Source organism: Escherichia sp. MOD1-EC6098 (genome assembly GCF_002965865.1).
Lineage (GTDB): Bacteria > Pseudomonadota > Gammaproteobacteria > Enterobacterales > Enterobacteriaceae > Escherichia > Escherichia marmotae.
Window position 1 is genome coordinate 17,911 of sequence record NZ_PTSN01000033.1, and the last position, 13,403, is coordinate 31,313.

A 13,403-nucleotide genomic window follows, 5' to 3' on the forward strand; every position below is an offset into this window, starting at 1 on the left:
ACGGTCATGGTTAATGCGGGAATACGGCGACGATACAGCGCAGCTAAAAGGGTAATGGACAGATAGAGCGGTTTATTTCATTCCACAGGATTCTGAGTGCCCCCCCTCCTCCAATAGGCTGAGCATCCACCTATATAGTTTTAATTTTCATCAATCCATTTAACTATCGTTTAATTGTTGTCACATAGGATTCTGCCGTTTTTAACAATGCAGGATAATAAGATGAAAAAAATGTTGTTTTCTGCCGCTCTGGCAATGCTTATTACAGGATGTGCTCAACAGACGTTTACTGTTGGAAACAAACCGACAGCAGTAACACCAAAGGAAACCATCACCCATCATTTCTTCGTTTCGGGAATTGGACAGGAGAAAACTGTTGATGCAGCCAAAATTTGTGGCGGCGCAGAAAATGTTGTTAAAACAGAAACCCAGCAAACATTCGTAAATGGATTTCTCGGTTTTATTACTTTAGGCATTTATACTCCGCTGGAAGCGCGTGTGTATTGCTCACAATAATTGCATGAGTTGCCCATCGATATGGGCAGCTCTATCTGCACTGCTCATTAATATACTTCTGGGTTCCTTCCAGTTGTTTTTGCATAGTGATCAGCCTCTCTCTGAGGGTGAAATAATCCCGTTCAGCGGTGTCTGCCAGTCGGGGGGAGGCTGCATTATCCACGCCGGAGGCGGTGGTGGCTTCACGCACTGACTGACAGACTGCTTTGATGTGCAACCGACGACGACCAGCGGCAACATCATCACGCAGAGCATCATTTTCAGCTTTCGCATCAGCTAACTCCTTCGTGTATTTTGCATCGAGCGCAGCAACATCACGCTGACGCATCTGCATGTCAGTAATTGCCGCGTTCGCCAGCTTCAGTTCTCTGGCATTTTTGTCGCGCTGGGCTTTGTAGGTAATGGCGTTATCACGGTAATGATTAACAGCCCATGACAGGCAAACGATGATGCAGATAACCAGAGCGGAGATAATCGCGGTTACTCTGTTCATTGCTGACCCCACAAACAGATTTCACGCTCAATCTCACGACGAGTCATGAGACCTTTCCATTGCTTACCGCCAGCATATGTCCAGCGACGTAGCTGATCACATGCGCCTTTGATATCGCCCTGGTTTATTTTGCGAAGAAGCGTCGATGTTCTGAAATTGCCAGCGCCCACGTTGTAAACGAACAAGTAAAGAGCGCCGCGCGTTGTTTCCGGTATATCAACTTTTATGTACGGGTTAATTTGTCTGGCGACCGTGGCAAGGTCTTTATTCAGGAGGGCTTTGCATTCTGCTTTGGTATACGTTTTACCGAGCATGATGTCTTTTCCTGTATGCCCGTGACATACAGTCCATACACCAACAATATCTTTGTATGGTATGTAGCTGACACCTTCCAGACCATCGTTACCACTTGGGCCAGTGATTAACACTGATGCTATAGCAATTGCTCCGCCACCAATAGCAGCAGCAACGGCTTTTCGTAATGATGGAGGCATTATTCACCTCTCGCAGCCTTGCGCTTATCTTCTTTAATCTTGAAATAAAGGTTTGTCAGGTACGTCAGCAGGCCAAATACCAAGCTACCCAGCACACCTATTGCTGCCCACTGTGAGGGCGTGACTTTATCGAGCAGCTGTAAAAACCAGTAGCCAGCACTGCCTGCGGAGGTGCCGTAGGCAATGCCCGTTGTTAACTTATCCATGGATTTCATAGCCTCACCTCCGCAAATAACGGATGGTGTACACGGTTCGGAACGAAGAGGAAAGGTATAGAAGTTACATTAGCGTAAGGCTTGAACATCTATTCAAAAAGAAAAACGCCGCGATTATTCTGGCGTAGCTGAAAGCATCATACAATTATCAAATACGAAAATTACAAAATCATTAAAACGCATCACGTTACATCATGTCTTTTTCTAAAAAAAATCTTGATGAATATTGATGGGGAGGAACACCAAAATACCTTCTGAAAACACTTACAAAATATGACGTGTTTTCATAACCGCATATCTCAGCAACTTTTCCAACAGAATATAAATTGTAGCTTAATAACCTTTCCGCCATCACCATTCGCTCTTCAAGAATTAACTTACTAAATGATAAGCCTTCGTGCTTTAATTTTCTTTTTAACAGACTTTCACTCAGATACAGTCTTGAAGATATATCACAAAGTCTCCATGCTGCAGATATATCCGTGTGAATAATAGCCTTAACTTTACTTCCTAAACTATTAAGACATCCAAATAAAAAACTTTGCACTATTTTCTCTGAAGATAAGATAGCAAGACATGCAAGTGATATTTGATTTCTAACAAAATCCACAGTTCTGCCATCACAATTCAAGCATGCAATCAAGTTCTTTAACAATGAAAAATCTTCACATTCCACCATCAAGTATGCCGGATAAAACCTTCTTACAGAAAAAGGTGAGAGTGTGTTGCTTTTAAAGAAATCATTAACTGTTTTCTCTTCAACATCTACGATCATTACATGATCTATATTTGATGAAAAAAAATCTTTTAAATTGTAATCAATGAGAACAGCACTTCCTTTTTTAAACAAAATATCTTCTTTACCAATTCGGACATCAAACGAGTTCAACACCAAAATGATAGAACATATGTATGGCATATTATCCACCTGATATCATTGGGGTTACACAGGTAAGTATAGGTGGAAAATCAATATTCGCCAGTTCAACAATAAGGAAAATTTCATTGCATCACAAGTATAAAATTATGTATTTAACTCACAAAGACAAATTATTAAACCAATCTGTTATATTATATATAGCTGCGTGGAATCATAATATTATATATTTTGACTGGCATGTTTACCAACTTTAAGTTGCATCTCAATTGTTTCTTCAGCGTAAACAGAGTTTTTATACAAACTGACACTCTGGGTATCATAGTGTGGTTTTTACGATTGTAAATATCCTGCATGCAGGAACTCATCCTTTTGGATGATATCGCATACAATTAATTTACCATCAGTCTTAGAGCCAGTTCGTCCGGATAGGGATCGAAGTAATTCTGTGTAAGCAAGTAATCATTAGGATACTCACCCAGATAATGCTTCAGCAGAGTCAACGGCGCAAGAAGAGGTAATGTGCCAGAACGATAGTTAAGTATAACCTCGCTCAACTCTTTACGCTGGCGTGTACTTAAGTAGTTACTAAAATACCCCTGTATATGCATCAGCACATTCGTGTGATTTTTACGTGATGCAGGTTTTCTGAGAATCGCCATCAGCTTATCACGATACACCTCAAAGTATGATTCAAGGTCCGCCCACTCGTGTATTGCAGCCACAAATGGTCCCATATCTTTATAGCCTGCCTGACTATGCGCCAACAACTGAAGCTTATAACGACTATGAAAAGCTAATAACTCTCTTCTTGATAATTTCTCCTTGTAAAGGTGATTGAGCTCATGCAAAGCAAAAACTCTTTCAACAAAATTCTCACGAAGCACTGGATCATGTAATCGCCCATCCTCTTCAACCGGTAGCCAGGAAAACTTTTCCATCAAAGTGCTCGTAAATAGTCCCACTCCATCTTTACGACCTCGATTACCATTTTCATCATAGACACGCACGCGCTCCATGCCACAGCTGGGAGATTTAGCACAAACCACAAACCCCGATACATCCTTTAATTTGTCCATATAAGAACGACTAAACTCTGTCATTCTCTCTGTCACATCCTCATTCTGGTCGTGGCTGAAACACATCCGTATATTTCCTTGCGTCGAGCGCACAAGACGTAGAGCAGGACGCGGAACTGGCAGCCCTATAGCCATTTCCGGACATACTGGTCTGAATGTTACCCATTCCACTAATTTGTCCATTAAAAAGTCAGCTCTTTTGTGACCACCATCAAAACGAACAGCAGAACCGGCCAAACAACCGCTGATTCCAATCACAGGTTTTTTTATCATATCCTCCCCCTTGACTAATTCATTAACACATAAACTGTGTAGTGCACGGACTAAATTGCCTTTATGGCGTCATCACTGACAATTTTTCTGTTATGGACTATTCCTAATATAGTATGAAAGTTCTTTAAGTGATCGGTCGTAATCATCTATCTTTCATACTTACTCTCAACTATCAAAAGTACAGGATTTATTATGATGTTATGGCCTGTGTTGACTGGCATTGCACTCTCTTTCACTCTTATAGCATGTAAGGCCCCGACACCACCTAAAGGTGTGCAGCCGATTACAAATTTTGACGCCAACCGCTACCTCGGAAAGTGGTATGAAATAGCTCGCCTCGAGAACCGGTTCGAACGTGGTCTGGAACAGGTCAGCGCTACTTATGGAAAACGGAACGACGGAGGGATTCGTGTACTTAACCGTGGATACGATCCAACGAAAAATAAATGGAGCGAGAGCGAAGGTAAAGCATACTTTACTGGAGATACTAAAACTGCAGCGTTGAAGGTTTCGTTTTTTGGCCCCTTCTATGGTGGCTATAATGTAATCAAACTGGATGATGAGTATAAGTATGCTCTTGTCAGTGGTCCGAACAGAGAATACCTATGGATTCTGGCAAGGACCCCAACTATTCCAGATAAAGTAAAAGCAGACTATGTGCGAACCGCTCAAAAGTTGGGATTCAATGTCAATGAATTATTATGGGTTAAACAATAAAATCCCTACTCGAAATAATACTTATTAGAAAAAAACCAGCCTTTGGGGAGGCTGGCTAAATCAGGAAACAAGCTGTTATATGATAATAACTACGTTGCGATTCCAACATTTAAAATGTTAGACTAATGACAATCAGACAGCAACTTTTCCTTTAATTATTTCGAACAATCAGCATCCATCTCCAATCGGAGATCCAACACCATCAGCATACCCTCCACTACGCCCTCAGCTTTCTGGAGCATCCTGCCAACCCAACAATCAGATCGCCCATGCTTACGTGCAAGCGCCATAAAAGTCATGCCGCCGACATAATAGTCCACCAATAAATCATGCAAATCGCTGTTGTTCTTTTTCAGACGGGCCATGCACCCGCAAATGATCATCGCGTCATCGTCACAACATTGTGGGCGAGATTTTACTTTTGAAGGAATTAATCCCTTAAAACCGGCGGCAATGGACGACCAGGTCACATCTTCATGATTATTAGCCGCCCACGCTCCCCAACGCTCAAGAACCATCTGAATATCACGCATCAACTTACTCCACAAAACTCAGACCAGAACGCCAATTACAAGCAAAAATCAACAAAACAGTATTAGTTGATTGTTATCTCTGACTTCATACTCCTGCTCCTGTCAGTGTTTTGGCGTAATTCTTCAGTATTCGGTAATCGGTCAAAACAGAACCGGGGAAACGATATAAGCGCAGACGCCCCCAGCGGTGGCGAAGAAGTTCTGCCATATTAAACTCAAACATCATTCATTCCCCATTTCGGTGATGGTCAGTTCCAGCCTCCCACCTTTGGTAACAGGCATCTTCACAACGCGGTAATCAACGACCTGAGCATCATCCAGCCAGAAACCTGCTTTAGTGAGTGCGTCAAAAGCGGCTTTTTGCAGATTATCCAGGTCACGGCGACGGCGATCCGGCATGTGGCACTCAATGCGGATTTTCACAGGCATAGCCAGGCCGATATCCAGCATTGCGTTTTTAATGATTCGGGCGACGTTATCGCGGTATGCCTGCCCCTCTGCGCTGACGTGCGTGCGCCCGCGATTATGGCGGTAATAGCGATTATTGCTCGGAGGCCAGGGTAATGTGATGCTGTAGGTATTCACGCCTTAATAACCCCCTCTTTCAGCCAGATAACCTGTGTTCTCGCCATACCTTCCAGCGCGCATTCTTTTGCATATGCAGCATCGACTTGCTTGGCATGCCCTTTACCGGCAATCTTCTGTATGCGCTAAACCTAGATAGAATCCACTCTGTGCACATTGAAGCCCGCTCTATGCTTCCTTTCAGGTATTGAAGGGATTGAAGGGATTGAAGGGATTGAGATGGGCTAAGCATTATTGGCCTCCTGCATCAGGAGAAAGACAATCATGGCGGCGCGGAGAGGTCTGGTATCAAATATTGGGCTTACGCCTTTTGCATCCACACACCATTCAGTTAACTGGTCTAAGATAGAAATCCTGTATTTCTCAATAATCGGCCATGAAGCGCTCGGATCATTGCAGTAGTCAGGCAAATGATTTAATGGCTCAAAAGTTGTATCAGCATTTCCGTAATACCATTTGTTGGTGTTATTCCCTGATGTTTCCGGTTTACTTGCCCAAAGGCCTTTAAAAATTATGTCTCCTACCATTCTGTTAATTTCAAAATCACTTAACTGTGAATAATCCATTGTCATTTCCTCGCACAATATCTTAGCCACCGGATATCCCACAGGTGAGCTGTGTAATTGAAGGTTTTTACGTCAGATTCTTTTGGGATTGGCTTGCGTTTATTTCTGGAGCGCTTCGTTGGAAGGTATTTGCAGTTTTCGCAGATGATGTCGGTGATACTTCGTCGCTGTCGTCTCATGCCGCCCTGTCTCCCCATCGCGCTTTCCATTCGAGAGCCAGTCGCGCTTCGTCTGACCACTTAACGCCACGCTCTGTACCGAATGCCTGTATAAGCTCTAATAGCTCCGCAAATTCGCCTACACGCATCCTGCTGGTTGACTGGCCTATTACCACAAAGCCATTCCCGGCAAGGTTAGGAACAACATCCTGCTGCTTTAATGCTGCGGTAAACACACACTTCCAGCTTTCTGCATCCAGCCAGCGACCATGCCATTCAACCTGACGAGAGACGTCACCTAAGCAGGCCCATAGCTTCCTGTTTTGGTCTAAGCTGCGGTTGCGTTCCTGAATGGTTACTACGATTGGTTTGGTTGGGTCTGGAAGGATTTGCTGTACTGCGTGAATAGCGTTTTGCTGATGTGCTGGAGATCGAATTTCAAAGGTTAGTTTTTTCATGACTTCCCTCTCCCCCAAATAAAAAGGCCTGCGATTACCAGCAGGCCTGTTATTAGCTCAGTAATGTAGATGGTCATCTTTTAACTCCATATACCGCCAATACCCGTTTCATCGCGGCACTCTGGCGACACTCCTTAAAAACCAGGTTCGTGCTCATCTTTCCTTCCCGTTCTTCCCTGGTAGCAAACCGGTAATACACCGTTCGCCAGACCTTACCTTCGATAACCAGAAGACCTGCCCGTGCCATTTTAGCCGCGGCCTGATTTATGCTGGTTACTGTTGCGCCTGTTAGCGCGGCAACGTCCGGCGCACAGAAGCTATTATGCGTCCCCAGGTAATGAATAATTGCCTCTTTGCCCGTCATACACTTGCTCCTTTCAGTCCGAACTTAGCTTTGATTTCTGCGATCTTCGCCAGAGCCTGTGCACGATTTAGAGGTCTACCGCCCATGACAGGAAGTTGTTTTACTGGTTCAGGGATCGCCTCACCACGGTTAATTCTCGCAGTCATATGGACAAGCTCATCTGCGGCCTTACGGCGTAATTCCGCATCAGTAAGCGCATTGGCCCGCATGTTCTGATACAGGTTGGTAACCAGCCAGTAGTGCGCGTTTGATTTCCACGGATAAGACTCCGCATCCGGATACAGGCCTCGCTTCCGGCAATACTCGTAAACCATATCAACCAGCTCGCTGACGTTTGGCAGTCCGGCGATAACGGATGCTTCTTCCCGGCACCATGCAACAAACTGCCCGGGTGATGGCAGAAATGGTCGATTCTGCCGACGGGCTACGCGCATTCCTGCGTTAACCTGTTCCATTGTGGTGATCCCGTTTTCCCGGAAAGCCAGAACCCACTGGCGGCGGATTTCGTTCAGTTCGTTCTGGTCACGGTTAGCCAGACTCGCCGGGAAAGTTGCCAGTAACTGGCTGAACACACCGTTGATGATCTGCGCTACCTGCTGTACCTGCGGCTTTTCGTCGTACTGTTCCGGCATGTTGTTGGCGATCCGACGCATCTGCTCACGGTCAAAGTTAACCATCTGTGCGGCGATGTTTTTCATAGATCCACCCCGTAAATCCAGTCTGTGTTTGTCAGGTCGAGTTTTGGTTTGCTGGCTGTCACGACTGCCTGTTGCTTGTTACGGTTGATTTCGAGCTGGGTCCACTTGTCGCGGAGTTTGGCCGGGCTAAGCACGTTACCGGACCAGAAGTTGTCCTGGCATGCCCAGCGGAACAGTACACACATGTCGCGATGGTTACGTCCGTCACGTTCACGCATCAGGCGGATATCGTTAGCCCACCCAGCAAAATTCGGTTTTCTGGCTGATGGTGCGATAGTCTTCACCATGTCAAACATCCACTCTGCGGCGGTCAGGTCTTCTGCTGTCCCCCACTTGCTGCCGCTCTGAATTGCAGCATCCGGTTTAACCACAGAAAGATCGTTTTCTGGCTGGTCAGAGGATTCGCCAGAATTCTCGGACGAATAATCTTTTCTTTTTTCTTTTGTAATAGTGTCTTTTGTGTCCCCCTGTTTTGAGGGATAGCAATCCCCCAATTTGAGGGATGTTTTATCCCTCGTTTTAGGGGATTTTCCCTCGTTTTGAGGGATACACCATTCTGAGATGTTTTTATTTGGTCCAAACATGCCGCCTTGCTGCTTGATAATATTCATTCTGACGAGTTCTAACTTGGCTTCATTGCACCGTTTGACAGGTAACTTTGTAATCTCGCTAAGTTGAGAATCGGTGATTCTGTCCATTGGTTTATTCCACCCATAGGTTTTACGCAGAATGGCAAGCAGCACTTTAAACTGTCGCTTGGTCAGATCTGCGCCTGAATAAGCCTCAAGCAGCATATTTGATAGTCTGGCGTAACCATCATCGAGATCTGCCACATTACGCTCCTGTCCGGCAAAGTTACCTCTGCCGAAGTTGAGTATTTTTGCTGTATTTGTCATAATGACTCCTGTGGATTGATCCAGTCTTTCTACATCAGGCCTCAAAACTGTTGCAGCAGTCTTGAGGCTTTTCTTTTGTCAGCACCATGGCTACTTTCTTTGCTAGCTTTGCTAATTCCTCGTCTTCAACACCCCACTCCAGCACAGCCAGAAGCATGGCCATCTTTGGGATAAAGCTGTCTTTCCATCGCGAAATTTGCGATTCATTAATCCCTAATGCATCAGCAACCTTTCGCTGACCACGTACAGCAATTCGATTCAGGATGTTGCTTGTGATTGCATTCGCTTTCTTGCGAGTACTTGTAAGTTGCATATGTAAGTATTTCCTTAACAAATAAGAAGTTATACGCACCAACTGATGCGCGTTGTATTCCCGCATTTCGGCGGGAATAAGGACCATGACTGTTAAAGAGCAATTTGCTTATGCCGCTTTGCGATAAGCACTTTCTTGATACTTCAGGGCGCCAGCTGTAACGACTTCCAGTCGATAGGCGTCTTTCTCTGGGATGACTTCCTTCCACTGAGAGACTGCTGCATCGCTAATGCCTAACGCTTTAGCTACCGCACGCTGGGTTCCGAAGTGGTCGATAACATCTTTCTTGTACATAGACTCGCTCCGAAATTAAAGAATACTTAAATTATCTATCAAAGGAATCTTAAGTCAAGTTTATTTAAGATGTCTTAACTATGAATACACAACTGATGGGTGAGCGTATTCGCGCTCGCAGAAAAGAACTTAAGATTAGGCAGGCTGCCCTTGGCAAGATGGTTGGCGTGTCTAATGTTGCTATTTCCCAATGGGAGCGTTCTGAAACTGAGCCCAATGGCGAAAACCTATTGGCTTTAGCCAAGGCTTTACAGTGCTCCCCTGATTACTTGTTGAAAGGAGAAGATAGTCTTTCAAACATTGCCTATCACAGCAGGCATGATCCAAGAGGTTCGTATCCTCTAATTAGTTGGGTAAGCGCAGGATGTTGGATGGAAGCTGTAGAGCCATATCATAAGCGTGCAATAGATAACTGGTACGATACAACCGTAGATTGTTCAGAAGATTCGTTTTGGCTGGACGTAAAGGGTGATTCGATGACGGCTCCAGCCGGTCTTAGCATCCCGGAAGGGATGATAATACTAGTCGATCCTGAAGTAGAACCTCGTAATGGGAAGCTGGTAGTGGCAAAGCTCGAAGGAGAAAACGAGGCAACTTTCAAGAAGTTAGTTATTGATGCTGGCAGAAGGTTTCTAAAACCACTTAACCCACAATATCCGATGATTGAGATCAACGGGAACTGCAAAATCATCGGTGTAGTTGTCGATGCAAAAATAGCAAACCTTCCATAAGGGGCATTCGCCCCTTTTTTTCTTTCCTTTAAAAATCAAAGCAAAACTTAAACTTCGCAATAAAATTTAAGTTTTCTTCAAAAACACCCTTGACCAGCAATTAAAGAAATCTTAAATTTAAGTCATCAGCAGGACGCTGGTAGCCAAACGGAACAGATTGGCAGGCTCTTTAACATTGATGGGATTGTCCCGCCGAAATGCGGGAACCAAAGAGTAGTTGGCTTTGGGGTGGGGTGACGTGAAGTGCAGCTGCACGACGGCAACCGGAAGATAAGCACCCGGCGCGTCACCGCCAAAGTCAATCATCGGAGGTCAACATGGCAGTAGTCATTACATATCTGGCTGACGATAACGCCAGAAATCGCCGCAGAGCACGCAGACAGGCTCAACGTGAGCAGGCAATGCAAGAACAGCGACTGGCGCGAAAAATTGCGCTAAAGCTCTTTGGTTGCGTCAGAGCAGACAAAGCAGCATCACTCGGAAGCCTTCGCTGCAAGAAGGCAGATGAATGCAGTGGAAGTATTTGCCTGCCAAACGTAGCCATTTACGCGGCAGGCTACCGGAAATCAAAACAACTGACGGCGAGATGATAAATTCATTTGCTAATTACTTGTTTTTGCCATGCTTATCCTGAGCGATAAGTTCATCCATAAGGCTGTCTGCCTTCCCGGCAAACCTAATGTAGCACTCATGTCTATAGCTTTCAGGGATAACGAAACGGTCGGTATCAGGATATCCAACAGCAGGAGGCCTTCGAGCGAGGAGTCCTTTTTTGAGCAATGAAATTGATTCATGAGCTCCCTTTTCCGTTTGTAGCTGGTTATTAGCGGCTACAGCAAATGCCAAATACGCTCTTTCTCCAAGAGTTAATGAATCAAACAAATCTTGCACATATTTTTCTTCTTTAGATTTGCGCTTCTGAGCAGCGGATACCTCAATTCTTTCAGTCACAGCGTGATAAGCGGAATTAACAACGCCGTTAAGCACATAGCTAACGCAAAACAACAGGATGTAATACATCCAGTAATGAGGAAGGATTTCTGGATTATGCAGGTTTATCCATTCTTTTACGCTTACCGGCATAACAATAATCAATATGATCAGGATGATTAGCATATGAATCAACTGTTTAAGTGTCATTCCTTGCAGGAAAAAATGCATTAGTTCCTGCCACCATGAGTTGTTCATCGGCGTTTCTCTTTTGCTCTCTGTAGGGGTGAATAGAGTTTATCCGATTTCTCGCTGTAGTGGTACATGAGAACCACCGAGCCTGATGTGGTTAAAAGACAGGCACAATCTTTACTACCGCAATCCACTATTTAAGGTGATATATGGAAGAAGAATTTGAAGAGTTCGAAGAGCATCCTCAGGATGTGATGGAACAATACCAGGACTATCCGTATGACTACGACTATTGATACAAATCAATGGTGTGGACAATTCAAACGATGCAATGGATGCAAGCTGCAATCGGAATGCATGGTTAAGCCTGAAGAAATGTTTCCTGTAATGGAAGATGGGAAATATGTCGATAAATGGGCAATACGAACGACGGCAATGATTGCCAGAGAACTTGGTAAACAGAATAACAAGGCTGCCTGATGGTGGCCTTTATTTTTTGGCCGTAAATAATTTCATGCTTATTACAATCAAGGGGATATATGGAAGAACAAGCAAACAAGATTCTCGTAGAACTACTGCAAAAAGCCAGCAATGGAATAGACGCGGCTGTTTCATTCAGCCAAGCGCAGATTCCTGATGTTGTTCATCAGTTGCTGCTATGGAATATGGTTGACAGTCTGATTAAAACATTAATAGCCATTCTAACAATCCCACTGGTTTTCTGGTTTATGAAGAAGCAGTGCCAAAGAGTTGAGACAGGTAAAATCGGTGATGAAGGATACTCATGGGAGAGGGGAAATCCCAAATACAGGCCGACAATGGTTTGGGATAGCAAAGGAGATATTAACCTTCTTATCAGCCATTGGTTGGAGTTTTGACTCTGTGGGGGATTTTTATTATTGGTGTAGTAACCAATATGACTTGGTTAAAAATTTGGCTGGCCCCAAAGCTTTACCTTATCGAATATGCAGCATCATTGGTTAAGTAATTTCAGGCCGCATAGTCGGCCTTTATTTTTGGCATAAACAACAGAATAAACACAGCACTGTGTATTCATTCCAACGAGTGAATACACGGAGCAATGTCGCTCGTAACTAAACAGGAGCCGACTTGTTCTGATTATTGGAAATCTTCTTTGCCCTCTAATGTGAGGGCGATTTTTTATCTGTGAGGATATGAACAGATGTCAAACATCAAAAAATACATCATTGATTACGACTGGAAAGCATCAATAGAAATTGAAATCGACCATGACGTAATGACAGAGGAAAAACTTCACCAGATTAATAATTTCTGGTCAGACTCTGAATACCGACTAAATAAACACGGTTCTTTATTAAATGCTGTATTAATCATGCTGGCGCAACATGCTCTGCTTATAGCAATTTCGAAAGACTTAAATGCATATGGTGTTGTGTGTGAGTTCGACTGGAATGATGGAAATGGTCAGGAAGGATGGCCTCCAATGGATGGTAGCGAAGGAATAAGAATTACCGATATCGATACATCAGGAATATTTGATTCAGATGATATGACTATCAAAGCCGCCTGAACGCGGCGTTACCGCATACCAATAACGCTTCACTCGAGGCGTTTTTCGTTATGTATAAATAAGGAGCACACCATGCAATATGCCATTGCAGGGTGGCCTGTTGCTGGCTGCCCTTCCGAATCTTTACTTGAACGAATTACCCGTAAATTACGTGACGGATGGAAACGCCTTATCGACATACTTAATCAGCCAGGAGTCCCAAAAAATGGATCAAACACTTATGGCTATCCAGACTAAATTCACTATCGCCACTTTTATTGGCGATGAAAAGATGTTTCGTGAGGCCGTCGACGCTTATAAAAAATGGATATTAATACTGAAACTGAGATCAAGCAAAAGCATTCACTAACCCCCTTTCCTGTTTTCCTAATCAGCCTGGCATTTCGCGGGCGATATTTTCACAGCCATTTTCAGGAGTTCAGCCATGAACGCTTATTACATTCAGGATCGTCTTGAGGCTCAGAGCTGG

26 protein-coding genes and 2 pseudogenes are annotated in these 13,403 nt (G+C 44.2%); 9 read left to right on the forward strand and 19 right to left on the reverse strand.

Annotated features, from left to right (window positions below):
• Positions 1–222 precede the first annotated feature (222 nt).
• The gene (gene iss / locus C0K55_RS23505) at positions 223–516 is read left to right on the forward strand and encodes an increased serum survival lipoprotein Iss (RefSeq protein ID WP_000738421.1); all 294 of its coding nucleotides are present in this window, start codon (positions 223–225) and stop codon (positions 514–516) included.
• 31 nt (positions 517–547) lie between these two features.
• On the opposite strand, the gene rzpD is transcribed toward iss, so the two are convergent.
• The 5 genes from rzpD to C0K55_RS23530 all read right to left on the reverse strand — a co-directional run bounded on the left by rzpD (position 548) and on the right by C0K55_RS23530 (position 3,947).
• On the reverse strand, positions 548–1,009 hold the full coding sequence (gene rzpD / locus C0K55_RS27240; RefSeq protein WP_001082739.1) for a prophage endopeptidase RzpD: 462 nt from the start codon (positions 1,007–1,009) through the stop codon (positions 548–550).
• Entirely contained in the window at positions 1,006–1,503 is a 498-nt protein-coding gene (rrrD, locus tag C0K55_RS23515) for a lysozyme RrrD (protein WP_001135278.1), read from the reverse strand. Before rrrD ends, rzpD begins: the two co-directional genes overlap by 4 nt.
• On the reverse strand, positions 1,503–1,718 hold the full coding sequence (gene essD, locus C0K55_RS23520; RefSeq protein WP_000839582.1) for a phage lysis protein EssD: 216 nt from the start codon (positions 1,716–1,718) through the stop codon (positions 1,503–1,505). Before essD ends, rrrD begins: the two co-directional genes overlap by 1 nt.
• Before the next feature lie 187 nt (positions 1,719–1,905).
• A complete protein-coding gene (locus C0K55_RS23525; protein ID WP_001146308.1) occupies positions 1,906–2,637 on the reverse strand; it encodes a helix-turn-helix domain-containing protein in 732 nt (243 codons plus the stop codon).
• A 350-nt stretch (positions 2,638–2,987) separates the two neighbouring features.
• Positions 2,988–3,947, reverse strand: a complete 960-nt coding sequence (locus C0K55_RS23530; RefSeq protein ID WP_000592546.1) for a YbgA family protein — start codon at positions 3,945–3,947, stop codon at positions 2,988–2,990.
• Positions 3,948–4,139: 192 nt separating this feature from the next.
• Between C0K55_RS23530 and C0K55_RS23535 the strand changes: the two genes are divergently transcribed.
• Positions 4,140–4,664, forward strand: coding sequence for a lipocalin family protein (locus C0K55_RS23535; protein ID WP_105266738.1), 525 nt, complete (start codon positions 4,140–4,142; stop codon positions 4,662–4,664).
• Positions 4,665–4,819: 155 nt separating this feature from the next.
• Here C0K55_RS23535 and C0K55_RS23540 read toward each other — a convergent pair whose 3' ends face one another.
• The 12 genes and pseudogenes from C0K55_RS23540 to C0K55_RS23595 all read right to left on the reverse strand — a co-directional run bounded on the left by C0K55_RS23540 (position 4,820) and on the right by C0K55_RS23595 (position 9,529).
• Entirely contained in the window at positions 4,820–5,197 is a 378-nt protein-coding gene (locus C0K55_RS23540) for an antiterminator Q family protein (protein WP_001204777.1), read from the reverse strand.
• Between the two features lie 85 nt (positions 5,198–5,282).
• Complete coding sequence (locus C0K55_RS23545; protein WP_000971055.1) at positions 5,283–5,423, reverse strand: YlcG family protein; 141 nt, start codon at positions 5,421–5,423, stop codon at positions 5,283–5,285.
• Complete coding sequence (gene rusA, locus C0K55_RS23550) at positions 5,420–5,782, reverse strand: crossover junction endodeoxyribonuclease RusA (RefSeq protein ID WP_001099712.1); 363 nt, start codon at positions 5,780–5,782, stop codon at positions 5,420–5,422. The genes C0K55_RS23545 and rusA overlap by 4 nt, the downstream gene beginning before the upstream one ends.
• Positions 5,779–5,868: pseudogene (locus tag C0K55_RS23555) on the reverse strand (DUF1364 domain-containing protein); the annotation flags it as partial. The gene rusA and the pseudogene C0K55_RS23555, both read right to left, overlap by 4 nt.
• A 138-nt stretch (positions 5,869–6,006) precedes the next feature.
• Positions 6,007–6,348 (reverse strand): phage protein NinX family protein, encoded by a 342-nt coding sequence (locus tag C0K55_RS23560; RefSeq protein ID WP_000386643.1) that lies wholly within the window; start codon positions 6,346–6,348, stop codon positions 6,007–6,009.
• A gap of 2 nt (positions 6,349–6,350) precedes the next feature.
• The gene (locus C0K55_RS23565; RefSeq protein ID WP_105266743.1) at positions 6,351–6,527 is read right to left on the reverse strand and encodes a NinE family protein; all 177 of its coding nucleotides are present in this window, start codon (positions 6,525–6,527) and stop codon (positions 6,351–6,353) included.
• The gene (locus C0K55_RS23570) at positions 6,524–6,964 is read right to left on the reverse strand and encodes a recombination protein NinB (protein ID WP_000736903.1); all 441 of its coding nucleotides are present in this window, start codon (positions 6,962–6,964) and stop codon (positions 6,524–6,526) included. Before C0K55_RS23570 ends, C0K55_RS23565 begins: the two co-directional genes overlap by 4 nt.
• Positions 6,965–7,037: 73 nt before the next feature.
• Positions 7,038–7,328 carry a protein ren gene (locus C0K55_RS23575; RefSeq protein WP_000145933.1) on the reverse strand — a complete coding sequence of 97 codons (291 nt, stop codon included), beginning with the start codon at positions 7,326–7,328 and terminating at the stop codon, positions 7,038–7,040.
• On the reverse strand, positions 7,325–8,026 hold the full coding sequence (locus C0K55_RS23580) for a replication protein P (protein WP_000788877.1): 702 nt from the start codon (positions 8,024–8,026) through the stop codon (positions 7,325–7,327). The genes C0K55_RS23575 and C0K55_RS23580 overlap by 4 nt, the downstream gene beginning before the upstream one ends.
• On the reverse strand, positions 8,023–8,922 hold the full coding sequence (locus C0K55_RS23585) for a replication protein (protein WP_000185506.1): 900 nt from the start codon (positions 8,920–8,922) through the stop codon (positions 8,023–8,025). The genes C0K55_RS23580 and C0K55_RS23585 overlap by 4 nt, the downstream gene beginning before the upstream one ends.
• Positions 8,923–8,956: 34 nt before the next feature.
• Entirely contained in the window at positions 8,957–9,235 is a 279-nt protein-coding gene (locus tag C0K55_RS23590; RefSeq protein ID WP_001177650.1) for a lambda phage CII family protein, read from the reverse strand.
• Positions 9,236–9,343: 108 nt separating this feature from the next.
• A complete protein-coding gene (locus tag C0K55_RS23595) occupies positions 9,344–9,529 on the reverse strand; it encodes a Cro/CI family transcriptional regulator (RefSeq protein WP_000276886.1) in 186 nt (61 codons plus the stop codon).
• 80 nt (positions 9,530–9,609) lie between these two features.
• On the opposite strand from C0K55_RS23595, the gene C0K55_RS23600 reads away from it, so the two are divergent.
• Positions 9,610–10,260, forward strand: a complete 651-nt coding sequence (locus C0K55_RS23600; RefSeq protein ID WP_001095981.1) for a LexA family protein — start codon at positions 9,610–9,612, stop codon at positions 10,258–10,260.
• Between the two features lie 117 nt (positions 10,261–10,377).
• Here C0K55_RS23600 and C0K55_RS26280 read toward each other — a convergent pair whose 3' ends face one another.
• Positions 10,378–10,566 carry a hypothetical protein gene (locus tag C0K55_RS26280; RefSeq protein WP_172955678.1) on the reverse strand — a complete coding sequence of 63 codons (189 nt, stop codon included), beginning with the start codon at positions 10,564–10,566 and terminating at the stop codon, positions 10,378–10,380.
• Between the two features lie 11 nt (positions 10,567–10,577).
• Here C0K55_RS26280 and C0K55_RS23605 point away from each other — a divergent pair, with 11 nt between their 5' ends.
• Positions 10,578–10,850, forward strand: a complete 273-nt coding sequence (locus C0K55_RS23605; protein WP_105266740.1) for a transcriptional antitermination N peptide — start codon at positions 10,578–10,580, stop codon at positions 10,848–10,850.
• Positions 10,851–10,866: 16 nt separating this feature from the next.
• Here C0K55_RS23605 and C0K55_RS23610 read toward each other — a convergent pair whose 3' ends face one another.
• Positions 10,867–11,448, reverse strand: a complete 582-nt coding sequence (locus C0K55_RS23610; protein WP_105266741.1) for a super-infection exclusion protein B — start codon at positions 11,446–11,448, stop codon at positions 10,867–10,869.
• A 213-nt stretch (positions 11,449–11,661) separates the two neighbouring features.
• On the opposite strand from C0K55_RS23610, the gene C0K55_RS23615 reads away from it, so the two are divergent.
• The 5 genes and pseudogenes from C0K55_RS23615 (at position 11,662) to kil (ending at position 13,283) form a co-directional block, all read left to right on the forward strand.
• Complete coding sequence (locus C0K55_RS23615; RefSeq protein WP_000213979.1) at positions 11,662–11,862, forward strand: antirestriction Ral family protein; 201 nt, start codon at positions 11,662–11,664, stop codon at positions 11,860–11,862.
• Positions 11,863–11,921: 59 nt separating this feature from the next.
• Positions 11,922–12,370 (forward strand): annotated as a pseudogene (locus C0K55_RS23620) (hypothetical protein).
• Positions 12,371–12,565: 195 nt separating this feature from the next.
• Positions 12,566–12,934 (forward strand): DUF2528 family protein, encoded by a 369-nt coding sequence (locus tag C0K55_RS23625; RefSeq protein ID WP_069722574.1) that lies wholly within the window; start codon positions 12,566–12,568, stop codon positions 12,932–12,934.
• A gap of 72 nt (positions 12,935–13,006) precedes the next feature.
• The gene (locus tag C0K55_RS26030) at positions 13,007–13,171 is read left to right on the forward strand and encodes a protease FtsH-inhibitory lysogeny factor CIII (protein ID WP_001198861.1); all 165 of its coding nucleotides are present in this window, start codon (positions 13,007–13,009) and stop codon (positions 13,169–13,171) included.
• A complete protein-coding gene (kil, locus tag C0K55_RS26035; RefSeq protein WP_000372937.1) occupies positions 13,140–13,283 on the forward strand; it encodes a host cell division inhibitory peptide Kil in 144 nt (47 codons plus the stop codon). The genes C0K55_RS26030 and kil overlap by 32 nt, the downstream gene beginning before the upstream one ends.
• Positions 13,284–13,403 lie beyond the last annotated feature (120 nt).